A 23007-nucleotide genomic window follows, 5' to 3' on the forward strand; every position below is an offset into this window, starting at 1 on the left:
AGAGCCACTGCCACCAGAACCGTTACCGCCAGAACCATTGCCGCCAGAGCCACTGCCACCAGAACCGTTACCGCCAGAACCATTGCCACCAGAACCGTTGTCACCAGAGCCACTGCCACCAGAACCGTTACCGCCGGAACCATTGCCGCCAGAGCCATTGCCACCAGAACCGTTACCACCGGAACCATTGTCACCAGAGCCACTGCCACCAGAACCGTTGCCACCAGAACCATTGCCGCCAGAGCCACTGCCACCAGAACCGTTACCACCAGAACCGTTACCGCCAGAACCATTGCCACCGGAACCACTGCCACCAGAACCGTTACCACCAGAACCGTTACCGCCAGAACCATTGCCACCGGAACCATTGCCACCGGAACCATTGCCACCAGAACCGTTGTCACCAGAACCACTGCCGTCAGAGCCGCTACCACCAGAACCGTTGCCACCGGAACCACTGCCGTCAGAGCCGCTACCACCAGAACCGCTACCACCAGAACCGTTACCACCAGAACCATTGCCACCGGAACCACTGCCGTCAGAGCCACTGCCACCAGAACCGTTACCGCCGGAACCGTTACCGCCGGAACCATTGCCGCCAGAACCACTATCGTCCTGAGAACCGTTATTTCCTGGAGGTTTATTATTATCCTTTAAATTTCCTTCGGCAAAATGATCGCTATTTTGTACAATAGCGTTTGTTAATGGTTGGAAGTTTTCAGTTGCAGCATTACCGATATTTAAACCGCTAAAAAAAGATAAAGAGAGTGTTGATGCTAAAATGAAGATTTTCGTCATGGTTTTCCTCCTAAGAAATTAATATTCCATCTAAAATACATCCCTTTGTAATATTTCTTAGGAAAAAGAGTTTTATGCAAAAAAAACTATATATAGAAAAAGGTGGTGTATTTGTCAAAGCAGAAAAGAGTTAATGTAGATTTCCTACAAATAGTAGAGGCGGAGAATTTACATTCATAACGGTAGAGGAAGTGGCAGTAGATGAAAGAGTACATAGCGTTTGATATTGGCGGTACGCAAATTAAGTATGGCATTGTTTCAGAAATAGGGAGAGTATTAAAGCGTAAAACAGTTGCAACAGAAATTCATTTAGGCGGAGAACAAATTATTCAAAAACTTATATATGTATCCAAAAAAATAATGAATGAACATACTATTGCAGGAATTGGTATTAGCACTACGGGAATTGTTGATATTAATAAAGGAATTGTGACGGGAGGTGCGGATCATATTCCGGGATATAGTACTATTCCTATTATTGATAGATTGCAAGAGATATTAAAAGTACCAGTATCGATTGACAATGATGTGAATTGTGCAGCGTTTGGAGAAAAGTGGAATGGTAGTGGAAGAGAGAAAGAGAACTTTATTATGCTCACCCTTGGAACAGGAATTGGGGGAGCAATTTTTATAGATGGAGAATTGTACCGAGGACATTCATTTAGTGCTGGTGAATGGGGGAATATGTTAATAGAAGGAAAAACGTTTGAAGAGGTTGCTTCGATTTCAGGATTAATTCGGCTTGTAAGAAAATATAAAGGCAAAGGCGAGTGGAATGGGAAAAAAATTTTCGAGTTGTATGATAAAGGAGATTGGGAAGTTGCTCAAGCAGTTGGGATCTTCTTGAAACATTTGGCGATCGGAATTAGTAATCTTGCTTATATTTTTAATCCAGAAACGATTATTATTGGTGGAGGAATTACCGATAGAGGAAATGAGTTTTTAAAAGAAGTAAAAGAGGAGGTCAGTAAATACTTAAATCAAGAGATTTATAATAATTGTGAGATTGAACTTGCACAAAACGGTAATTGTGCAGGAATGATTGGTGCTATTTACCACTTCTTACATCATCATAAGTAAATTATATGAATGTTTTCATATAACTGAGAATTTATCCTTTTTATCGCTAGGTAAATAATGCTACAATATAAGAGAAGAATACAATATTTTCCGATTTGGAAAATGCTTTGTAGAAAGGGAGAAACTTCATGCCTATTATTTTAGAAAAAGGTCAAAAGATCGATTTAACGAAAGGACAACCAAAAGTAGCAAAACTACAGGTTGGCTTAGGCTGGGATCCAATTGGGCAATCAGGTGGATTTCTGTCTTCATTATTTGGAAGTAAACCAAATGTAGATTGTGATGCATCTGTTGTTATGTTAGAAGGAGATCGTTTTTTAAACAAAAATGATTTAGTTTACTTCGGAAATAAACTTTCTACTTGTGGTAGTATTATTCATTCAGGAGATAATTTAACAGGCGAAGGCGCTGGTGATGACGAAACAATTTTCGTAGAATTACATAAAGTTCCGAGCCGTATTAATCGTTTAGTATTCGTTGTAAATATTTATGACTGTGTAAATCGTCGTCAAGATTTCGGGATGATTCGTAATGCATATATTCGTATTCAAAACCCGCAAACTGGTGAAGAATTAGCACGCTATAATTTATCGGATAATTATGCTGGCAAAACGACTCTAATTGCAGGTGAAATGTATCGTCACGGAAGTGAATGGAAGTTTTCAGCAGTTGGAGAAGGAACACAAGATAAAAACTTAAGTGAGATTGTATCACGTTATCAATAAAATAACCGAGGAGGAATTGTATATGGCATCAATTTCATTGAAAAAAGGACAAAAGGTAGACTTAACAAAAACGAATCCAGGTCTTTCAAAAGTTCTTGTAGGACTTGGTTGGGATACGAATCGTTATGATGGACAAAACGATTTCGATTTAGATGTTAGTATTTTCTTAGTAGGTGCTAACGGTAAAGTTTCAGGTGCAGAGGATTTCGTCTTCTATAATAACCCAAAAGGTGCGAATGGTGCTGTAGAGCATTTAGGAGATAACCGAACTGGCGAAGGTGAAGGCGATGACGAATCGATTAAAGTAGATTTGAAAAATGTACCTGCACATATCGAACGTATTTGCTTCACAATCACGATTTACGATGGAGAAGGACGCAGCCAAAACTTTGGACAAGTTTCTAACTCTTTCGTACGTATTTTAGATGAAGAAAAGAATGCAGAATTAATTCGTTACGATTTAGGAGAAGATTTCTCTATTGAAACAGCCGTAGTAGTAGGTGAATTATATCGTCATGCAGGTGACTGGAAATTCAATGCAATCGGAAGTGGATTCCAAGGTGGATTAGCGTCTCTATGTAATAATTTTGGTTTAGATGTAGAGTAATAGATTTGATTTATATATCCATCGGTGAAATGCGTGTATACCGATGGATATATTTTTAAAGATAAAAATATAGAGGTGAATATAGATGGTTATTCAATTACAAAAAGGACAGAAAATCGATTTAGGTAAGACAAGCCCTGGTTTAACAAAAGCAGTAATTGGTCTTGGATGGGATATTAAATCTTATGACGGTGGATCAGATTTCGATTTAGATGCATCTGCCTTTTTATTAGATGCAAACGGAAAATGTACGAAGGAAACTGATTTTATTTTCTATAATAATTTACAGTCTCCTTGTGGATCTGTTTTACATACAGGAGATAACCGTACAGGCGAAGGCGAAGGCGACGATGAGCAACTTGTTGTAGATTTGAAGAAGGTTCCAGCAGATGTTCATAAAATTGCTATTACAGTTACGATTTATGATGCAGAGGGCCGTAGTCAAAACTTTGGGCAAGTTGGAAATGCGTTTGTTCGTTTAGCGAATGAAGAGACGAATGAAGAAGTTCTTCGTTTTGATTTAGGGGAAGATTTCTCCATCGAAACAGCAGTTGTCTTTTGTGAATTATACCGTCATAATGGACAGTGGAAGTTTAATGCAGTAGGAAGTGGATTCCAAGGTGGTTTAGGTGCGCTTGTAAGAGCGTATGGCTTGGATGCATAGAAAGGAAACGATATTCGTTTCCTTTTTTTGACCTTTCTATAAATCTAGCAAAGAATAGGGGATAAAGGTAAGATGAGTATTTTGCAAGGAATCCTTGATACGTATGCTCAGTTTTTCGACTTGGACATGTGGATTAAAGTGTTGCAAGATCCAGTATCTTGGGGATTAATAGGTACACTTGTTGTACTTGAAGGGTTGTTATCTGCTGATAACGCACTTGTGTTAGCGGTAATGGTAAAACACCTTCCGGAAGAAAAACGTAAAAAAGCATTATTCTATGGACTTATTGGAGCTTATGTGTTCCGCTTTATTGCGATTGGAATCGGGATGTTCTTAATTAAATTAGCATGGGTAAAAGTGTTAGGTGCACTTTACTTAGCGTGGCTTTCAGTTAAATACTTCATTGATAAAAGAAAAGGTAATGCAGAAGAAGAGGAATCTCATGGTATGAACCAAAATAGTATTCTCTTCAGAATGTTCGGTGTCTTCTGGGGAACAGTTGCGATGGTTGAATTAATGGATATCGCATTCTCTGTAGATAGCGTACTTGCTGCATTTGGTGTATCTAATGAAGTTTGGATTTTACTATTAGGCGGAATGCTAGGTATTTTAATGATGCGTGGTATCGCTGGTGTATTCTTAAAATTGTTAGAGCGTATTCCAGAACTTGAAACGACAGCATATATTTTAATTTTAATTATTGCAGCAAAAATGTTATTGTCTGTTATTCATATTGAAATAAGCCATACAGTGTTCTTCATTATTTTAGTTGTAGCATTTGGAGCAACATTTATACTTCACTACATGAAGAATTCTGGACAAGCTAAAGAAGAAGTAGCAGCTACTAAAGAAGACAATAAATAATTGAAATGGGTTTGCTCGTTTTGCGAGCGCCCATTTTTTATAACCAAAAATAGTTTATAATAGAAGAAGGACTTAGAAAAAACGTAAATGTTTTTGGAGGTGAACTGTTGTGTTTTCACGTTTTACACTTCAACCATATGCATTAAAAGATGAATCAGATTTAAAGCAATTTGAAGCGCTTTTAGAAAAACGCCCACAATATGAGCTGACAGAGAATGAGATGAAATTTAGTTATATAGCATGTCGAATCCTAGGCGTTCCTAATGATGTAGATGAATATTTCAATGAACTGTTTGATTATAGTGAAGCGAAAGGAATCGAAGTTTTACACGAACAAAATTTAAACAAAGTGATTGATTCAGAAAAGCTTCGTCATATTCAAGAAGTGTTCGGATTACATCAAGAAGCACCAAATGGTCTGACAGTAAATAGGTTAGTTGCACACTTATCTGGGAAACAACTTTTACCGAAAGTAGACAACCCTGATTTACAGCATTACATACATACGACGTTTATTGCAGTATTGAAATTATATGAGAAACAACATAATCAGTCGTTAAAGACAGAAGGCTTCCGTCGTTTCTTAATCGACATAATTAAACTAAGCGAAAATTACGTAGCGAAGTGGTTCTCTACGATTAATTATAAGAAACAGATGCCACGTATCGTTTGGTATGGTGATGCACAGGAAAGCCGTATATATTTCTTATATTTTCTTATTATGCTCGGTTGTGATGTGCTTTATTATCACCCCGAAGGAAAAGATGGATTTGAAAATATTGATGAAGAGGGAAGAACTTTTATTGTGTCCCATCCGGGTCGCATTTCTCTTGAACCATTCCCTGATCGCCGCCGCGAGCGTGTTGCAACAGTAGCGTATCAAGCTTCGAAAGAAATTGAACAAGTACTTCACCACGATAATTCACTATTATATAAACCGTGGCAATTCCGTTCGTATACACCTGTAGCACGTACGTTAAAAACGACATATGATGAACTCTTTTTAATTACGAAAGAAAAGGCATTTGTACGTCCAACATTCTTTGTTGAAAATAAACATATTTATATTCCTTCTTTATTTGCGAAAATATCAGGCGTTTCAAAGAATGATAAAGAATATTTTCAACGATTAAAGGCTGTTACATCATTTGATAACAGTTTATTAATTAATACATTCCCGTTTACGAAAGAGCAAAAAGCAAACTTCCAATATCATTATCGAGATGCATTGGACCGAGCTGGAAAATTACATCCTGATCTAATTATGAATAGCCATTGGTGGCCGCATAAGCGTTTACCGGAAGGTTTACAACATGGGATTGCAGAGGCGATTATCCATACGTGCGAAAGTGAAATGTGCAAACCAATTGCGAAAGAGACGAAACAAGATGTAGCGCTATATGTTTTCGCACAACTTTCTCAAATACCACCCAATATTTTAGAACAGCTTGAGAAATTTGATTATTCACAAGATGTACCGAAAATTGTTATATTTAATAATGAGAAGAGCGGAGAATTAACTCGTTCTGACGCTGTTTTATTACTATTTTTAAATCAAATTGGAGTAGATGTATTCCATTTCAATCCCACGGGCAGAAACGATATTGAACCATATGTTGAAGCGGGAGCATTTGATTCCCATTGGCTTGAAGAAGTTAATTTCGATCTTGAGTTTCATGGTTCATCAGCCTATAAAAATTTATCACAAACAATAAAAGGACTATTTCGTCCATTTTTATAAGGAAAGGGAGAATACCATATGAATAACCCAGTCGTACTAGATTCGAAAACTGAATTGAATGAGCAAACCGCACAAGATGTTCGCTTGCAACTTAGACAAGATGCAGATGTGCAACGTATTTATAACGCAGTAGATATTAAAGATCAATTGGAATTAATTGAACTTGGAAAAGAACCTTCTATGGAAATTTCACGTTTTGCTGATCAAATTTTACATACAATGTCATTATCAAAGATAGAAGATTCTGGTGAATTGTTAAAGCAACTTGGTAAAATTATGGACAGATTTGATAGTAAAGACTTTGCAGAAGAAAAAAGTGGTTTCTTCTCGCGCATGTTCAAAAAAGCGGATAAAATGATAGAACAAATCTTTAGTAAATATCAAACGATGGGCCGCGAAATTGATAAGGTTTATGTGGAAATTACGAAGTACCAAGATGAGATGAAAAAATCAATTGGAACGTTAGATGGCTTGTATGAGCAAAATTTAAAATATTATTTAGACTTAGAGAAGTACGTAGTAGCAGGAGAAATGCTATTAGAGCGTTTAAATACAGAATTAGTTCCGATGTATGAAGAGCGCGTGCGTAATAATGATCAATTAGCAGGTATTGAATTAGAGTCGCTTAAAAACTCGGTTGAAATTTTAGAGCAACGTATTGATGATTTAGAAAAAGCGCGTATGGTTGCGCTACTTACAGCGCCGCAAATTCGCATGATTCAACGTGGTAATAATAAATTAATTGGTAAAATCAATACAGCATTTATTACAACGATTCCTATCTTTAAAAATGGTATCATTCAAGCAGTAAATGCGAAACGTCAAAAGCTTGTTGCAGATTCTATGGCTGAACTTGATCGCCGTACAAATGAATTACTTAAGAAAAATGCACAAAATATCGCAACGCAAAGTGTAGAAGTAGCGAGATTATCAGGTTCTTCTAGTATTAAGATGGAAACGCTTGAGGAAACTTGGAACATTATTTCAAGAGGTATGCAAGAAACACAACAAATTGAAGAACAAAATAAACGTGAGCGTGAAGAAAGCCGCAAGCGTATGGCTACATTAACGGAGAATATCAAAAAAGAATTACAAGGATAAATGAAAAGGCAATGAGGAATATTCCTCATTGCCTTTTAGTTTCTCTTCACTAATTTAATAATCTCATTCACAATAAGTGGAATGATACTCAATAAGAGAACAAATCCCCAATCTCGCATCGTTAATGCATGTACACCGAATATATTTGCAAGGGGCGGGATGGAGATGATACAAACTTGCATAAGAACACCGATAAGAAGGGAGAGAACTAAATATTTATTTGTAAAGATCCCAATTGAAAAAATTGATTTCGTTCTTGAACGCAAGTTAAATGAATGAACGAGCTGAGAAAAACTAAGAACGACAAATGCCATCGTTTGAGCGTGTAATAGAGCATCGTCATCAATTCGCTCTGGGAAAAGAGGGAATAAATTTGTATCTCCAGTATAGAATTTTGCTCCGGCGATAAAAGCTATTAGCGTTAAAAGTCCAATGATAACTCCATTGAAAATTAGGAAAGGAACGCTACCACTAAATAAGCTTTCTTTTGCATGTCGTGGTTTTTCCTTCATCACATCTGGATCTTCAGGATCAACCCCAAGTGATAATGCAGGCAGTGTATCTGTAATTAAATTCACCCATAAAATATGAATAGGTCGTAGTGGTGTTGCCCAGCCGAGTAAAATTGCTAAAAATAAAGCGATAATTTCTCCGAAGTTACAAGAGAGTAGGAAGAGAATTGATTTTTTTATGTTGCGATAAATATTTCTACCTTCTTCAACAGCTTTCACGATAGATGAAAAATTATCATCTGTTAACACAACATCCGCTGCCCCTTTTGCAACGTCTGTTCCTGTAATGCCCATCGCTACGCCGACATCGGCTTGCTTTAAAGATGGTGCATCATTGACGCCATCACCAGTCATAGAAACGATATTTCCTTTCGCGCGTAATGCCTTTACAATTTTCACTTTATGCTCTGGAGAGACTCTAGCGAATACATTTAAATGATTAATTTTGCTAGCTAGTTCTGTATCAGAAATGTTATCTAATTCAGTTCCAATCATAATTTCCGATATTTCTTCAGCAATGCCAAGTTCTTTGGCAATTGCAAAGGCGGTATCTTTATGGTCACCAGTAATCATAACTGTGCGAATACCGGCTTTTTTACATTCTGTAATTGAATCTTTCACTTCAGTTCGTGGTGGATCAATCATACCGACAAGACCAATAAAGATAAGATTTTCTTCAAGATGATTTATATCCACATCGTTTGAATTGTATTGTTTAAATGCGAATGAAAGTACTCTTAAAGCCTCTTGAGACATTGCTCCGGCAGCTTCTAATATTTGATTTTTATCAGAATCAGTTAAAATCTCGATTTTGCCGTTTTTAAAAATATGGGTACATCGAGGTAAGAGCTTATCAATAGCGCCTTTCGTCATGCTATAGTAGCTTTCATCGTATGTATGTACGGTTGACATCATTTTACGATCTGAATCGAAAGGTACTTCGTTAACACGTTCATGTATTTTTTCTAAATGATCTTTTTGCATGTTAAAAGTGGTTCCAGCAACGAGAAGTGCAATTTCAGTCGGGTCTCCCGTTTGTGATTCGTTATTGTAAGAAGCATCATTACATAGCACCATATTTTCTAACAATAGACGTTGCGCATCATTATTTACATTTAAACTTTCTAAGTGATCGTATGTGTTATCACTATAAAAGTGAGTAACGGTCATTTTATTTTGCGTTAACGTACCTGTTTTATCTGAACAAATAATTGTGACAGAACCGAGGGCTTCAACAGCTGGTAGTTTCCGAATGATAACGTTTTGTTTAATCATACGTTGCACACCAATTGCAAGAACGATGGAAACGATAGCTGGCAAGCCTTCTGGAATAGCTGCAACGGCTAAACTAATAGCAGTCATAAACATTTCTAACGTATCCCGGCCTTGTAAAAAACCGATGAGGAACATAACGATACAAATAGCTACAGCGACAAAGCCTAAATATTTGCCGACTTGTGCTAAGCTTTTTTGAAGTGGTGTCATATCATCGTCTGCTTCATGTAAAAGGGTAGCAATCTTACCAATTTGTGAGTTCATTCCAGTTTCAACAGCAACACCGACGCCTCTTCCGTATGTTACAAGAGTGGACATAAATGCCATGTTTTTTTGATCGCCGAGTGGTACTTGCTCATCACTTTGCATGGAAGGGTGGTAGATTGCATCTTTATCAACAGGGACAGATTCACCAGTTAGAGCAGATTCTTCAACTTTTAAATTTGCGGTTTCAATAAGGCGTAAATCGCATGGGATATATCGTCCGGCGTCGAGCATAACGATATCCCCTGGAACGACGTGCTCAGATGGAATTTCTTTTAGTTCACCATTTCTCTTGACGATAGCTTTAGGTGTTGCCATCTTTTTCAATGCCTCTAAAGCTTGTTCTGCTTTCGATTCTTGGACAACACCGATAACAGCATTTAAAACTACAACAAGCGCGATAATACTGGCATCCGCCCATTCACCTACAAAGGCAGAAATAAGGGCAGCAATAATAAGGACATATACGAGGACGTCATTAATTTGGGCGAAAATACGCTGCCATAAAGTGCGTTTTTGTTTTGTAGCTAATTCATTAGAACCGTATTGCTTTAAACGTTCACTTACAATCTCATCTGTTAAACCGTGTTGTTCGTTTGTTTCTAGGTCAATCAATGTTTGATCTTTCGTCTTACTGTACCAATTGCTCATAAGTAAGCACCTCCAGTAAAAACAGTTAGCAATGGTAGTGTTGCTATTATTTGTGAGTAGTATGTATGGAGAAAAAATCTAAGGTGAGGTTCTACTTCTATTGTACAATATTTTACAGTTGGTTGAGGGAAAGAGAAGAGTTGTCATGAATTTGTTGGAAATAAAAAAGAGCCTCATATAAGAGAGGCTTTTTTACTTTTTAATTAATGTACCTAATTCTTCTGTAATAGCTTGCATTTCACTAATGCTGAATGTTTCACGTTTCATAACATGATCATAAATGTCACGTAAATCTTCGTACATTTCTTCGTTAAAACTAGCAGCTCTCATCGCTCCAGCATTAACCATACGTAATTTTTCTTTAATAGCTTCGACCATGTATTCAACGTTTTCTTCTGACTTTACGGATAAATCCACCGAAGTGTCCCCCTTTAAAATAACATAAGGCTATCTTAACATTTTTTATCATTTTCGTTAATGGATCTTTTCAATCCTATTAAATTAGTAGGGATTTCCTTTATATTTCATAATTGGTTGTTTATACTATAAGTATATATGAAGAAATGCACCAAGAAGGGAAGAAACAAAAACATGGTTCAAGTATTGTTTGTTTGTCTTGGGAACATTTGCCGTTCTCCGATGGCAGAAGCGATTTTTCGAAATCTTGTCGTAAAAGAGGGACTTGAAGAGAAAATTGTCATTGATTCTGCAGGAACTGGAGATTGGCATGTTGGCCATCCGCCACATAAAGGAACACAAAAAATTTTAAAAGAAAATGCAGTCACTTTTGAAGGAATTAAAGCAAGGCAAGTAGAAAAAGAAGACTTAACAAAGTTTGATTATATTATTGCCATGGACAACAAGAATATAGCAGATTTAAAAAGTTTAGGTAAAACTGGAGGCTATATTGGTAGGCTGTCCGATTTTGTTCCAGACGGTGGCTGGACAGACGTTCCTGACCCTTACTATACAGGGAATTTCCAAGAAGTATATGACCTTGTAACAGAAGGGTGTGCAAAGCTATTAGCTTTCATTCGAAATGAACAAGGAATATGAGGAAGCTTAGAAAGAAATACTTTCTAACATAAGAAATGAAAGGGTGAAGGAATATGGCAAAGAAAAATAATATTGCTCGAAACATTGCGATTGGTGTAGCGGCAGGTGTAGCTGTATCCATGTTAAAGAAAGAAAACCGTGAAAAAGTAAAAAATACAGCAGAAAAAGCAAAAACAAAGATGATTGAAATTGGTGAAAATGCAAAGATCAAAGAAAAAGTGCAAACTGTTACAGATAAAGGACGCGAACTTGCTGATTTCAATGTGGTAAAAGCGAAAGTAGCAGAAATTAAAAAATTAACGCCATCTGTTGTAGAGACGTTAAAAGAAACGAAAGAAATTTTTAGTAAGAAAAAAGTTGAGCCAGAAGAAAAGCCAGAAACGATTGAAATTCAAGCTGTATCTCCAAAGGTAGATGAGCTGAAAGCAGAAGAAGAGCCAGTAGTTGCTGAAGATGGTGGTATGAAAGAAGCGCGTGAATTATTTATAAAAGACTCAAATGCAGTGGAAAAAAAAACTGAAGCGTACATTGAGTTAAAGCAAGATAAAGAAGAGAAGAAAAGCGTTTAAACATATATGAGAAAAATTTTAGAAAAGGTGAGAAGAAATCGTACTTATTCGTTTGGTAAAGATTTATATGACCGGACGATGCGCGATGATGTAGCGGGCTTGGCAGCACAGCTCGCTTATTTCTTCTTGCTTGCAATTTTTCCTGGGCTCGTTTTCTTAATTACGCTTCTTGGATTTATTCCCATTCAAACAGAGGATGTGCTTAGTTTATTAGAGGTTTATGTACCAGATGATGCAATGAACTTAATTGAGGTAAATGTAGATAAAGTTGTAAACCAGCAAAATGGTGGTTTATTATCATTTGGTTTATTATCCATGTTATGGTTTGCCTCAAATGGTGTTAATGCGGTTATGAATGCTTTTAACCGCGCTTATGACGTGAAGGAAACACGTTCTTTTATTACAACAAGAGCGTTATCAATTGTGTTTACATTAGCTATTATTTTTATGATTGTCTTTGCGTTAATTGTTCCGGTATTCGGACAAGTTATTGGAGCAGCAGTGTTTAAAGCACTCGGTTTATCAGATAGTTTTTCTTTCGTATGGAGCATTACACGATTAGTAGCGAGTTTCTTCGTACTATTTGCTTTGTTTAGTTTCTTATATACATTTGCACCAGATCGAAAGTTAAAAAGAAGAGAAGTTATTTCAGGGGCGTTATTTGCTACTGTAGGATGGATTGTGGTGTCTTACTCATTTGCTTATTATGTAGATAAGTTTGCGAATTACGCCAATACATATGGTGGTCTCGGTGGTATCATTATTTTAATGTTATGGTTTTATTTAACTGGATGGGTAATTTTACTTGGCGGTGAAATTAATGGTTTACTCCACCATTATAGAACCGGTGACAATAATTCCCGTAATGAATAATGAGTTCTTGTTCCATAATAAAAAGGAACAGGGGGGATATTTCATGAGTAATAATAAAAAGAACCATAATAATAAAAGTAATAATAAACAAAAGAGCAGTTCGCATCCAAAGCATAAAACGAGTAGCAGTGCGAACGGTCATAATAGCTATCACTAAAAAAAACGGGTCCTCTATGAGGGACCCGTTTTATTTGCTTCCTTTTAGTAATCGTAAGCCATTCAAAATGACAAGAATCGTACTTCCTTCATGGCCAATAACACCGAATGGAAGAGCTAAAAATTGCAAGAAGTTTGAACAAATTAGCATGGCAATAACGGCTAGCGAAAAGATTACGTTTTGCTTCACAATACGGTTCATTCGTTTTGATAAACGAATTGCTTGGGAAAGGCGAGATAGTTCGTTCTTCATCAGTACAACATCTGCAGTTTCTAAAGCTACATCTGTTCCTTCTCCCATTGCGACACCAATGCTAGCAGTAGCTAGTGCAGGTGCATCATTTATACCGTCTCCGACCATTGCTACTGTACCATATTTTTCTTTTAACTTTTTAATCGTTTCAACTTTTGTTTCTGGTAAGCATGATGCGTAATATTCCTTTATATTACTTTCAGAGGCAATTGCTTTTGCCGTTTCTTCATTATCTCCAGTAATCATAATTGCTTCGACACCAATGCTTTGTAAATCACGAATAGCAGCTATTGTTTCTTGGCGAAGCGTATCTTTTAAAGCGATAAGTCCAAGAATGCCTCCCTCATCACTAATATAAACGACAGTTTTACCTTCTTTTTCAAGTGAGGCAGAAATACCATTATGAAATGTCTTTGTTTCTTCACCGATAAAATCAGCTTTACCTATTTTATAAGCGTTGTTTTCCAATATTCCTTTTAGACCAAAACCAGTTACATCTTCAACCTTTTCTGGTTTTTTTAAAGTAATGTCGTACGCATGTTGTGCATATTTAACAATGGATTCAGCTAAAGGATGTGTAGAGTGACTTTCAATTGATGCTGTAATATAAAGTAATTCTTTTTCTGTTATATTTTCTCGAACATATACATCTGTTACGGTAGGTTTACCTTCTGTTAATGTTCCTGTTTTATCAAACGCGATTGCTTTCACAGAAGCAAGGCGTTCTAAATGTATACCGCCTTTAAAGAGAATACCGTTTCTCGCTCCGTTAGAAATGGCTGATAACGTAGCTGGTGTAATGGCAGCTACGAGCGCACAAGGAGATGCGACTACAAGTAAGATCATAGCGCGATAAAACGTTTCATTCCAGCTCCAGTCAAGTAAGAAATGAGGAACGAACATCATAAGCGCAACAACGAGTAGTACACCTTTTACGTATGTTCCTTCAAACTTTTCAATGAATAGTTGTGATGGTGATTTTTCACTTTGTGCACTTTGGACGAGACGGATAATCTTTTGGAATAATGTTTGATCGCTCGGCTTCGTAATTTTAACTTCGATAGCACCACGTAAATTTACAGTACCGGCAAATACTTCATCGCCATGTCTTTTCTCATTTGGAATAGGTTCTCCTGTGATTGCTGCCTCATCGATATTTGTTTCACCGTTATGAATCGTACCGTCAGCAGGAACACGTTCACCGGGTTTAATTAAAATAATGTCGTTAATTTGTAACTCTCCAACAGGAACACGTTCCTCAGTTCCGGTGGAAATACGTAATGCTTCTTCAGGTTGTAAGTCAAGAAGAGCGGAAATTTCTTTTTGGCTCTTACTTAACGTATAAGATTCCATAGCACCGCTGAGTGCAAAGATGAAGATTAAAATAGCCCCTTCTGCCCAGTAGCCAATAATTGCAGCACCAATAGCTGCAAAGAGCATTAGCATTTCAACATTTAGCTCTTTTTCTTCAATCGTATCTTCAATTCCTTCTTTTGCTTTTGCATATCCACCAACTATATAAGCAAGGATATAGCAAGTAATACCTACATTTATTGCATCGTTCCTTGTGAATAGCCAGCCAGCTAAAATAAAAATACCAGATGCCACTGCAAATACAAGTTCATAATGTTTTTTTAATGTGTCCCATAAAGAGGGATGAGAAATTGTTTCTTTTGCGTGTAACGTTTTTACTTCTGAGTTCATTACTACTCGCTCCTTCCGAATTCTTATTGAGAAAAATAATCAAAATCGAAACCCCTATAAAACGACGAAAGCTGCCATCCATAATGGATAGCAGCATTTCTGTTGAATCTGTTTTTAATCGTTCTTATGTTGTAATTATTCTATAGTATATCATATGTTTTTATGAGATGGTACGGTTTTGTTTCAAGTATAAACGGAAAACTTGTGTTTTCGCAATTCCTTTGGTATATATGAATATTGTTCATAAAAAGGTCGGAAAGGAAGACAACAAGTGAAGACAGAGAAATTTTTTACCCATCCGATTGGCGTATTTATTGCTGCAATAGTAGCAACTTTTTTATGGGGAAGCGCATTTCCTTTTATTAAATTAAGTTATGTTGAACTTGGAATTCAACCACAAGAAGTTGGAGAGCAAATATTATTTGCCGGTTATCGTTTCTTTTTATCTGGATTCATGCTCTTATTATTCTTTAAAGTGTTAGGAAAAGATATGAGCTTCAAAAAAGGAACGGGGAAACAGTTAATACAAATTGGTTTATTCCAAACGTTTCTTCAATATATCTGTTTTTATATTGGAATGAGTTATAGTTCGGGAATTGAAGGAGCTATCATTTCAGGGACATCATCATTCTTTCAAATTTTACTCGCCCATTTTTTATATAAAGATGATGCCCTCAATATGAGAAAAATAATTGGCGTATCGATTGGCTTTTGTGGCGTCGTTTTAGTAAATGTGCCGAGTGATGGTAGCTTATCATTTCATTTTGGAATCGGAAGCTTATTACTTCTTAGTGCAGCAATGCTGTATTCATATGGAAACATATTAGCGAAAGAAGGTAGTAAAACGTTAGATGTTGGCTATATGACAGCATACCAAATGATGTTTGGTTCTATAGGATTATTATGTATAGGGGCTTTACAAGTTGGAGTAATGCCATTTACATTTAGTCTACATGCACTACTTATGCTGATTTATTTATCTTTCTTATCTGCAGCTGGTTTTTGCATTTGGAATACAATTATGAAGTACAATAAGGTTGGAAAAGTATCTATGTATATGTTCTTTATACCCGTATTTGGTGTGTTATTATCGAGCATGATTTTAGGTGAAGCAATTCATTCATTTGTGTTACTCGGTTTAGCATGTGTAGCCGCGGGAATTATTGTGGTAAATCGGACGCCAGCTAAGCAAAAAATAGAGAAAGAAAAACAAGTAGCATAGAAAGCAGAAAAGCGATTACAATGGAAGAACAGTACTGTTCTTCTTTTTTTATAGAAAAAGGATAATAGACTAAGTGTAACGAAAAAAGATACAAAAAGCATTTATTGAGGAGAACATATTATGAATCTACTTTACGTGGTGTTAATTGGGCAAATACTTCTTTTTTTAATTGGTGCAATTTATGCAATGCGGCAGACAAAAAGAACGAAAGATAATATGCCGTTACCTTTAGCAATCCGTCTTATTCTTAGTTTTTCTTTAACAGGTAGTGCAATTTGGATATGGTTACAAGATCCATCTGTAGAGTATAGTACGTGGGTTGCACTTGGTATGACTTTATCGACTGTGGGAGATTTGTTTATGGCTGGGCTGATTCCAATTGGTCACAGGTTAATTGGTGGGATGGTTACTTTCGCTCTTGCTCATTGTTTTTATGTAAAAGCATTTTTGCAAACAGGAATTTCGTGGAATGGTTTTTGGATTGGCTTACTCGTATATGGGCTCTTTCTAATTGTAGGATGGTTCTTCTTTATCCGAAATGATAAACAGGATAAATTGTTTACGATAGGAGCTCTAATTTACGGATTGTGGGTTGGAGGAATGGCTTGCTTTGCATTCGCCTTATATTATGAAAATACAGGAATATGGTGGATACCAGCGTTTGGTGGTTTACTGTTTGTGATTTCTGATTTTATTATTGGCGTGACAGATATCGGAGGGCGTAAATTGAAGTATGAGCCACTTTGGATTTGGTTTACATATGTAGCTGCTCAAATGTGTATTGTATATGTGGGATTATAAAAAGATACTCTCAAAATAGTGAATAGACTATTTTGAGAGTATCTTTTTTGCTTGTTTAATTTAATCAGTATTTTTATTTTTATTTTTAAATTTCTAATATTATAATTTTATAATTCAGAATTTTGTAGAAAATCATCGGTCGTATTATTTATAATAAAAGTAAAAAGATGATGAGTTGGTGAAATGATGCAAAAGAAAAAACGTTGGCGTGAATTCTTTGGAACTATTGCAATTGCGTGTTTATTGGTGTTTTTGGCGAAAATTTTTGTGTTTTTTCCGACGACTGTAAAAGGAGCATCCATGAGGCCGACGTTGCAAGATGGAGATAAGGTAATTGTTAATAAGTTAGCAAAACAATTTGAAAGCTATGGGAGAGAAGACATTATTGTTGTGAAAACAGATAATTTTTATGTCAAAAGAGTGATTGGATTATCTGGAGATATAATTGAGATGAGAAATGATCAATTATATGTGAATTCTGAAGTGATAGATGAAGAGTATTTGGATAGTAATAAAAAACAAGCAGAAAAAAAACTTATGAATTTAACAGAGGACTTTGGACCGATTACAGTTCCTAAAAATAAGATTTTTGTTATGGGAGATAATCGCTTAATAAGTAAAGATAGTAGAAATGGTTTAGGTTTTATTGATAGAGAAGATGTGTTAGGTAAGTTAGCAGGCATTTATTATCCGTTTGAAAATATGAAGATAATAAAGTAAAAAACCAAGCAAATTTTAGTTTGCTTGGTTTTTTTGTTAAACAGTAGGAGATTCGTTAGATACAAAGATATCTTCATGTTTCTTTGTAGTACTTAAAACAAATTTATGTTGTAGCAATTGTAGTTTAAATAGCGCTAAAGGATCATGATATGTTTCTGGATTGCTTCTTAGCGTTGCTAATGTTTGCTCGTCTTCCTTTATCTCAAGTTGAGCTGCATCCACATTTTGTTTCAATATGCTAAGTGGATCTTTAAAGAACATCATGATATCACGTTCTAATGCACCTTCAAATACTTCAAATTGTAGGAAGAATTGTTTTGAAATTGTGTGAGCAATTTCTGTATAGTCTTCTGTTTCAATATATTGTTTATATTTGTTGGCGAGCATAGATTGGTTTTTTTGCATATTACCAAATAATTTTCCGGCACTTTTTAAGAAAAACTGTGTTGGTGTAAAGCGTAATAAAATATTGATGTTCGTTACTGTAATTCGATTTGTCATTCGTACAACATCTCGATTCCAATCATCTAATAATTTGAAATCGCAAGGAAGTTTCATACGTTCTTCTTTATATAATTTATTAAACGTTTCACTCATTTCATCTAAATAAGCTTGAGCTTGAATAAATTCATTATGTGCTGTTTCAATCCATTCTTGAATAGACCCAGTAAATTTAGGAAGAAGTACCTGTTGTACATGCTTTTGAACTCGTTCATTCATTGCAGCATTTAATTCTTCATGAACTAGTTTGAAATCACTATCTTCTTGAACAAGATCAGAGCAGCTCTGTAATAATTCAGGAATTTGAGAATGTATATCTCGTGTAATTTCTTCTTTCGTTAAAAGATAGGATTCGGTAATAGAGCGAATTTTATCTTTTTCAAGAGCAGTAAGGTTATTAATAAATCCAGTAAGTTTCACTGAGATGTGTTTATTCCAGCGTACGGATTTTACTAATGTATTTTCTAATTCCACACGTTCATTTATGAGATAAGCAATTGTCTTTTGCGTAAACCATATTAGCTTTTCTATACGTTCTTTTTCTATATCGCGTTTTGCAAGATTAGAGAGAATAGATTCTGTTACATCTCCAAGTTGCTGACTACTCTCTTGCGAAGGAGAGTATGGGAAGAATTGTGCATCTGGAAAATGTACTTTAAGTTTACTAATTAGTTTTTCATTAGTAGTCGTATTATTTGTGTGTAATACGAAGTGAATTTGTAAGTTTGGTACTTGTTCACGTAAATAAATTAACGTATCAATTTCTTCACTATGCAATGGTGAAGAAGAATTTAATACGTAAACAAGGCTATCTGCTGCTTGTAAGTATTCAAAGTATGCATTGTTTTTATCCAATTGTCCTTGAATGGATGGTGTAATAAGAAATGTAAACTTATTTTTTCTTAAAAATCTACTTGGTAGCTTAATTTCTATACATTTTTTCTCAAGTTCTGACTGAGCAGATGTAGCCGTTATTTGATGGAATTCATCAAGGTTAGAGATATTTCTGATATCTAACTCGGTAAATTCTGTTATTTCAGTTTGACTAGCGTCTTTAAATAGAATAGGAGTTGTTAAAGTTTCAGTTAAGATGTTCTCTCCTAATATTGAATTAACAAATGATGTTTTATCATGGTCACTAGTTCCAGCTATTAGTAGTGGTGTGACATTTAAATCACATAGTTCATGGACGAGTAGCGTAAATTGATGACTTAAATCTACATCATTTTTCTCAGCCCATACAGCGATTGTTTCGAATAAATGAGAAACTGTTTCCATATTTACATCTGCTTCAGCTGATGTATTAGAAAGTAAGGATCCAGCACTTTTTACGAGTAATGATTCTAAAGTTGTAGGTGAGACTTCATTCCATGCTAATACTGCTGCAGAGACAACTAGAGAATCTTTTGCTTTCGTTAAACTGAACCAATTTGTTAATAGATTTGGTACAAGTCCGTTTAATTCATGCATAAAATGATTTCCGGTAATTAATGCAAAGTATGTTTCTTGATAGCGAGTAGAAATTTCATTCCAATCGTCATTATTGTCTGTTTCAATATGCAAGAATAAATGATTAATACTTTGAATCCAAGGAAGGTATAAGGATTCATGTTGGTAGCTATTCCAAAGAGCAATAACAAGTTCTTTAAATTGAGCTTGATCAACAGCATATAGAGCTTTTAAAGACTCATAGAAATATTCAGGCTTAATATTTTTAGTAAATCCTTTGTTTATGTAATTTATTAATGTATCAAACCAGTGTAAAGATTGTGTTCGAATACCTTCTTGAACAGCTAGTTCGATAGCGTTGTTCCAATCTTCTTGTTTTTCATAGAAAGAACGTGCAATTGCAGTAATATTTGGGTAATCCGGTTGGAATGCAACAGCTTCACTAATCGTCTTAAAAGCAAGTCCTAAACGATCTTGTTCGATATAAAGAGAAAGAAGTTGTAATGAAACTTCCATCGTAAGAGTTGTATCTTCTGTTTGAATAGATTGATAAATTTCTTCTGCCTTTGGTAGGAATCCTAGTTCAAAATAAGCATCTGCAATATTTTTTGTTGCCCAAAGTGCAAGAGTATTATTAACTTTTTCCCATTTAAATATAGCTGCTTCAAAATCTTTATTTTGATAATAAAATTCACCTTGAGCAAATCGAATATTAGAAATGTTGGAGAATTCATTTTTAGATTCATTTATATATGCTTCACCGAGTACTTCCGATGCAGGAGTAGAAGTTTCTTCTGTTAAAAATGTTTTATAGTAAACTTTTTGAATAAATTGATTTTCAATGGTCATGTTCGTTCCCCCCTGTATAATTTAGAAAAATGATGTTGTATGTAAAAGGGTTCATGTTCTTTTAATAGGTAGAAGTTGTATTATATAGACCAAACTATGTTTTTGCTAGATATATCATTTTTCTTGAGAGTTAAACCGTTGCGAAAAGTAACTTTCCTTTATTGTAACAAAAAAACACGCATATGAATTTTTATTTTTTATCAGGACATTTGCAGGCAGTAAGAATCTAATCTCAAAATTAGTGAATGTAAGTGAATTATGTCGGAGGCGAGATACCTGTAGAAGCCTGATGGATGTAGGCTAATAATCAGTAGAGGATGAAGAAAACCCACGCGGATTGAAGTTTAATTTTATCTCTGTTAAAGGAAAGAATAGAAGTAGAGTTCATTATAAAAACAATGTATAGTGAATATGTATACCATGTTTGCCTTAAAGATAGAAAGGGTAAAATGTGGAATAACGATCGTGCATAGGATGTGTCTTCCGAATGGAACAACATATTGGCGAGTTAATCGCGCATTATGGCTATTTTGGAATTGTTATAGCTTTGGCTGGTGGGATTGTCGGATTACCGATACCAGACGAGTTTTTATTGACCTTTGTTGGTTATAATGTTTCAAAAGGAGTTATGTCAGGAACTGCTGCTTTTTTAAGTGGGATGGCTGGTGCGATGTTAGGGATCACGTTAAGCTACATATTAGGTTTAAAACTTGGGCTCCCTGTTTTAAAGAAATATGGGCCGAAAATTAGAATTAAAGAACATCACATTGAAAAAACACATATTTTATTTGAAAAATATGGGCCATTTCTTTTAATGATTGGTTATTTTATACCGGGAGTACGTCATTTAACAGCATATTTTGCTGGGGTATCAAATTTGACACTTTGGCGTTTTTGTTTGTACGCTTACGGTGGTGCGCTCATTTGGATAAGTGTTTTTATTGGGCTTGGCTGGAAGTTAGGCGAGAAGTGGCGCTTCGTTGAGTATAGTTTACATCATTATGGAATATGGATTTTATTAATTTCAGCAGTTGTTACATGTGTTGTATGGTTGTACATAAAGAAAAAGAAAAACCGCTAATAGCGGTTTTTTTAGCTGAAAGCAATAAATAATACACCAGCTGTAATAAAGACTACACCAACACCGGTCATAAAGTTTAACTTTTCACCGAGGATAATCATAGCGAGAATGATAGAAAATACGACGCTTAATTTATCGACAGGAGCTACTTGTGAAACCTTTCCTGTTTTGAGGGCAAGAAAATAAAATAGCCATGACGAAGCACCTGCAATCCCACTTAATGTGATAAATAGCAGTGCTTTTTTATTTAGCAGTACGTCGCCGATATTTTGAAATTTACCTTGTATGATAATAACGCCTATCATAAATAATGCCATAATAATAGATCGAATTGTTGTTGCAACGTTTGCATCGATGCCGTCTAAACCAAACTTTCCAAAAATCGATACAAGGGCAGCAGCAATTGCTGATAATAGTGCAAATAAGAGCCACGAACTCATAGTAAAATCCCTCCAATCTTACAGTATTATACATGAAAATGATTCTCATGTATAAAGTTGAAGCAATTGAGGTTTATAGGAAGCACGACTTCAACTTAACTTCTTGCTCCACCTGAATTTTAAGGTGGGAGTTTTACTGCCTGTAAATAGTGGGCTAAATAACGAAATAATCCCCACCTTATATTTTTAATAAGGTGGGGATTATTATACTACTCTGCAATTTCCTCATATAAAAAGTACGTTACATTATAAATATGTTCTACTTCATCGTCTGTCATAAACAGTAATTCGTCACGCTCAATCCCTTTTTTCTTTTCAATAAACTCAATCATGTTTTTGCGTTCTTCTCTCTTCATCAATTTTATTTCTCCTCTCAATCTGTTTTAATACAGTTTATTTAAGTTAATGTTATTATATAACAGAATCTTTAGAAAGTTCCACCTATTTTATTGTTTTTTTCAAAAGAACTTTTCGACAAAACAAGCCCACCTAAGGGGGCTTGTTTTATTTTATAGTCGTAAAAACTCAGGCTCCGTCGTACCGGCACCATCAATGTAATAAATTGTGTCGGGATTGATTTTTATCAATACGTAATTAGGGTCTTCGGGGCCGAGTAACCAACGTTTTAAGCTATTATTCCAAAACTTGTTTTTTAATGTCGAGTCTTCCTCAATTGAAGCTAATCCTTCAACTTCAATATAATCTTCATCTAACTTTTTCCCTTCTCGTCCGAGTAATACATGGACATTAGGATTGTTTTCAATATCTGTTATCTTTTTTGATTGTCGATCTGTTGCAACGTACAGTACAAAATCTTCATGGAAAAACATCATAAAGGCGCTATGAGGTTTCTCATTTCGTACTGTAGATAATACACCGGTACGTTGACCTTGAATAATAGTTGCGATTTTTTCTTTTAAGTGCATAATTTTAACCCCTTTTCACAATTTATAATTCTGTCTGTTTAAACAAGATAATTTAAATATCTTTCATACTGTTTTCTTCAATCCGATTTTTTAAACGTAATTGTGATGAAATCGGACAAGTTAGG

22 protein-coding genes are annotated in these 23007 nt (G+C 35.5%); 14 read left to right on the forward strand and 8 right to left on the reverse strand.

What is annotated here, in order from left to right:
* Nucleotides 1–798 (reverse strand): cell wall anchor protein (locus ACS2FK_RS26050; protein WP_438899875.1); only part of this gene is annotated, 798 nt, incomplete at its 3' end.
* A gap of 201 nt (nt 799–999) precedes the next feature.
* On the opposite strand from ACS2FK_RS26050, the gene ACS2FK_RS26055 reads away from it, so the two are divergent.
* The 7 genes from ACS2FK_RS26055 (at nt 1000) to ACS2FK_RS26085 (ending at nt 7580) form a co-directional block, all read left to right on the forward strand.
* A complete protein-coding gene (locus ACS2FK_RS26055; RefSeq protein ID WP_023520990.1) occupies nt 1000–1878 on the forward strand; it encodes an ROK family protein in 879 nt (292 codons plus the stop codon).
* Nucleotides 1879–2006: 128 nt separating this feature from the next.
* Nucleotides 2007–2603, forward strand: a complete 597-nt coding sequence (locus ACS2FK_RS26060) for a TerD family protein (RefSeq protein WP_001121586.1) — start codon at nt 2007–2009, stop codon at nt 2601–2603.
* A 22-nt stretch (nt 2604–2625) separates the two neighbouring features.
* A complete protein-coding gene (locus ACS2FK_RS26065) occupies nt 2626–3210 on the forward strand; it encodes a TerD family protein (RefSeq protein ID WP_000146729.1) in 585 nt (194 codons plus the stop codon).
* A gap of 85 nt (nt 3211–3295) precedes the next feature.
* The gene (locus ACS2FK_RS26070; RefSeq protein WP_000236649.1) at nt 3296–3874 is read left to right on the forward strand and encodes a TerD family protein; all 579 of its coding nucleotides are present in this window, start codon (nt 3296–3298) and stop codon (nt 3872–3874) included.
* 72 nt (nt 3875–3946) lie between these two features.
* Entirely contained in the window at nt 3947–4738 is a 792-nt protein-coding gene (locus ACS2FK_RS26075) for a TerC family protein (protein ID WP_023520991.1), read from the forward strand.
* 109 nt (nt 4739–4847) lie between these two features.
* On the forward strand, nt 4848–6479 hold the full coding sequence (locus ACS2FK_RS26080) for a YceG family protein (RefSeq protein WP_000492846.1): 1632 nt from the start codon (nt 4848–4850) through the stop codon (nt 6477–6479).
* Between the two features lie 18 nt (nt 6480–6497).
* Nucleotides 6498–7580, forward strand: a complete 1083-nt coding sequence (locus ACS2FK_RS26085) for a toxic anion resistance protein (RefSeq protein WP_001064413.1) — start codon at nt 6498–6500, stop codon at nt 7578–7580.
* A gap of 35 nt (nt 7581–7615) precedes the next feature.
* On the opposite strand, the gene ACS2FK_RS26090 is transcribed toward ACS2FK_RS26085, so the two are convergent.
* Nucleotides 7616–10282 (reverse strand): cation-translocating P-type ATPase, encoded by a 2667-nt coding sequence (locus ACS2FK_RS26090; RefSeq protein ID WP_063546349.1) that lies wholly within the window; start codon nt 10280–10282, stop codon nt 7616–7618.
* Nucleotides 10283–10474: 192 nt separating this feature from the next.
* Nucleotides 10475–10699 carry a DUF1128 domain-containing protein gene (locus tag ACS2FK_RS26095; RefSeq protein ID WP_000366196.1) on the reverse strand — a complete coding sequence of 75 codons (225 nt, stop codon included), beginning with the start codon at nt 10697–10699 and terminating at the stop codon, nt 10475–10477.
* Nucleotides 10700–10873: 174 nt separating this feature from the next.
* Between ACS2FK_RS26095 and ACS2FK_RS26100 the strand changes: the two genes are divergently transcribed.
* The 3 genes from ACS2FK_RS26100 to ACS2FK_RS26110 are packed head-to-tail and all read left to right on the forward strand — an operon-like array spanning nt 10874 to nt 12780.
* Nucleotides 10874–11338, forward strand: coding sequence for a low molecular weight protein-tyrosine-phosphatase (locus ACS2FK_RS26100; RefSeq protein WP_000250916.1), 465 nt, complete (start codon nt 10874–10876; stop codon nt 11336–11338).
* Nucleotides 11339–11391: 53 nt separating this feature from the next.
* Nucleotides 11392–11907 carry a DUF4075 domain-containing protein gene (locus ACS2FK_RS26105; RefSeq protein ID WP_001085387.1) on the forward strand — a complete coding sequence of 172 codons (516 nt, stop codon included), beginning with the start codon at nt 11392–11394 and terminating at the stop codon, nt 11905–11907.
* 6 nt (nt 11908–11913) lie between these two features.
* Complete coding sequence (locus ACS2FK_RS26110) at nt 11914–12780, forward strand: YihY/virulence factor BrkB family protein (protein WP_001226536.1); 867 nt, start codon at nt 11914–11916, stop codon at nt 12778–12780.
* 187 nt (nt 12781–12967) lie between these two features.
* Here the strand turns inward: ACS2FK_RS26110 and ACS2FK_RS26115 are convergent, their stop codons facing one another.
* Nucleotides 12968–14893, reverse strand: a complete 1926-nt coding sequence (locus ACS2FK_RS26115; protein ID WP_063546352.1) for a heavy metal translocating P-type ATPase — start codon at nt 14891–14893, stop codon at nt 12968–12970.
* Nucleotides 14894–15164: 271 nt separating this feature from the next.
* On the opposite strand from ACS2FK_RS26115, the gene ACS2FK_RS26120 reads away from it, so the two are divergent.
* From ACS2FK_RS26120 to lepB, 3 genes are all read left to right on the forward strand, one after another.
* Nucleotides 15165–16115, forward strand: coding sequence for a DMT family transporter (locus tag ACS2FK_RS26120; protein ID WP_063546354.1), 951 nt, complete (start codon nt 15165–15167; stop codon nt 16113–16115).
* A gap of 120 nt (nt 16116–16235) precedes the next feature.
* A complete protein-coding gene (locus tag ACS2FK_RS26125; RefSeq protein ID WP_001051080.1) occupies nt 16236–16916 on the forward strand; it encodes a lysoplasmalogenase in 681 nt (226 codons plus the stop codon).
* Between the two features lie 183 nt (nt 16917–17099).
* On the forward strand, nt 17100–17636 hold the full coding sequence (lepB, locus tag ACS2FK_RS26130; protein ID WP_000983309.1) for a signal peptidase I: 537 nt from the start codon (nt 17100–17102) through the stop codon (nt 17634–17636).
* 36 nt (nt 17637–17672) lie between these two features.
* On the opposite strand, the gene ACS2FK_RS26135 is transcribed toward lepB, so the two are convergent.
* A complete protein-coding gene (locus ACS2FK_RS26135; RefSeq protein WP_023520995.1) occupies nt 17673–20435 on the reverse strand; it encodes a tetratricopeptide repeat protein in 2763 nt (920 codons plus the stop codon).
* Between the two features lie 487 nt (nt 20436–20922).
* Between ACS2FK_RS26135 and ACS2FK_RS26140 the strand changes: the two genes are divergently transcribed.
* On the forward strand, nt 20923–21516 hold the full coding sequence (locus tag ACS2FK_RS26140; protein ID WP_000434878.1) for a DedA family protein: 594 nt from the start codon (nt 20923–20925) through the stop codon (nt 21514–21516).
* Nucleotides 21517–21527: 11 nt separating this feature from the next.
* Here ACS2FK_RS26140 and ACS2FK_RS26145 read toward each other — a convergent pair whose 3' ends face one another.
* The 3 genes from ACS2FK_RS26145 to ACS2FK_RS26155 form a co-directional block, all read right to left on the reverse strand.
* On the reverse strand, nt 21528–21956 hold the full coding sequence (locus ACS2FK_RS26145) for an EamA family transporter (protein ID WP_000100295.1): 429 nt from the start codon (nt 21954–21956) through the stop codon (nt 21528–21530).
* Nucleotides 21957–22165: 209 nt separating this feature from the next.
* Nucleotides 22166–22312: a BH0509 family protein gene (locus ACS2FK_RS26150; protein ID WP_000817786.1), complete on the reverse strand. Its 147-nt coding sequence runs from the start codon at nt 22310–22312 to the stop codon at nt 22166–22168.
* Between the two features lie 153 nt (nt 22313–22465).
* The gene (locus ACS2FK_RS26155; protein ID WP_000550219.1) at nt 22466–22882 is read right to left on the reverse strand and encodes a pyridoxamine 5'-phosphate oxidase family protein; all 417 of its coding nucleotides are present in this window, start codon (nt 22880–22882) and stop codon (nt 22466–22468) included.
* Nucleotides 22883–23007 lie beyond the last annotated feature (125 nt).

The organism is Bacillus cereus group sp. BceL220 (assembly GCF_051776965.1).
Taxonomy (GTDB): domain Bacteria; phylum Bacillota; class Bacilli; order Bacillales; family Bacillaceae_G; genus Bacillus_A; species Bacillus_A cereus.

Excerpts from the sequence above, each read along its gene's own strand:
- ACS2FK_RS26055 (WP_023520990.1), top strand. The coding sequence starts at position 1,000 with ATGAAAGAGTACATAGCGTTTGATATTGGCGGTACGCAAATTAAGTAT.
- ACS2FK_RS26060 (WP_001121586.1), top strand. The coding sequence starts at position 2,007 with ATGCCTATTATTTTAGAAAAAGGTCAAAAGATCGATTTAACGAAAGGA.
- ACS2FK_RS26065 (WP_000146729.1), top strand. The coding sequence starts at position 2,626 with ATGGCATCAATTTCATTGAAAAAAGGACAAAAGGTAGACTTAACAAAA.
- ACS2FK_RS26070 (WP_000236649.1), top strand. The coding sequence starts at position 3,296 with ATGGTTATTCAATTACAAAAAGGACAGAAAATCGATTTAGGTAAGACA.
- ACS2FK_RS26075 (WP_023520991.1), top strand. The coding sequence starts at position 3,947 with ATGAGTATTTTGCAAGGAATCCTTGATACGTATGCTCAGTTTTTCGAC.
- ACS2FK_RS26085 (WP_001064413.1), top strand. The coding sequence starts at position 6,498 with ATGAATAACCCAGTCGTACTAGATTCGAAAACTGAATTGAATGAGCAA.
- ACS2FK_RS26090 (WP_063546349.1), bottom strand. The coding sequence starts at position 10,282 with ATGAGCAATTGGTACAGTAAGACGAAAGATCAAACATTGATTGACCTA.
- ACS2FK_RS26100 (WP_000250916.1), top strand. The coding sequence starts at position 10,874 with ATGGTTCAAGTATTGTTTGTTTGTCTTGGGAACATTTGCCGTTCTCCG.
- ACS2FK_RS26105 (WP_001085387.1), top strand. The coding sequence starts at position 11,392 with ATGGCAAAGAAAAATAATATTGCTCGAAACATTGCGATTGGTGTAGCG.
- ACS2FK_RS26110 (WP_001226536.1), top strand. The coding sequence starts at position 11,914 with ATGAGAAAAATTTTAGAAAAGGTGAGAAGAAATCGTACTTATTCGTTT.
- ACS2FK_RS26115 (WP_063546352.1), bottom strand. The coding sequence starts at position 14,893 with ATGAACTCAGAAGTAAAAACGTTACACGCAAAAGAAACAATTTCTCAT.
- ACS2FK_RS26125 (WP_001051080.1), top strand. The coding sequence starts at position 16,236 with ATGAATCTACTTTACGTGGTGTTAATTGGGCAAATACTTCTTTTTTTA.
- lepB (WP_000983309.1), top strand. The coding sequence starts at position 17,100 with ATGATGCAAAAGAAAAAACGTTGGCGTGAATTCTTTGGAACTATTGCA.
- ACS2FK_RS26135 (WP_023520995.1), bottom strand. The coding sequence starts at position 20,435 with ATGACCATTGAAAATCAATTTATTCAAAAAGTTTACTATAAAACATTT.
- ACS2FK_RS26140 (WP_000434878.1), top strand. The coding sequence starts at position 20,923 with ATGGAACAACATATTGGCGAGTTAATCGCGCATTATGGCTATTTTGGA.
- ACS2FK_RS26145 (WP_000100295.1), bottom strand. The coding sequence starts at position 21,956 with ATGAGTTCGTGGCTCTTATTTGCACTATTATCAGCAATTGCTGCTGCC.
- ACS2FK_RS26150 (WP_000817786.1), bottom strand. The coding sequence starts at position 22,312 with ATGAAGAGAGAAGAACGCAAAAACATGATTGAGTTTATTGAAAAGAAA.
- ACS2FK_RS26155 (WP_000550219.1), bottom strand. The coding sequence starts at position 22,882 with ATGCACTTAAAAGAAAAAATCGCAACTATTATTCAAGGTCAACGTACC.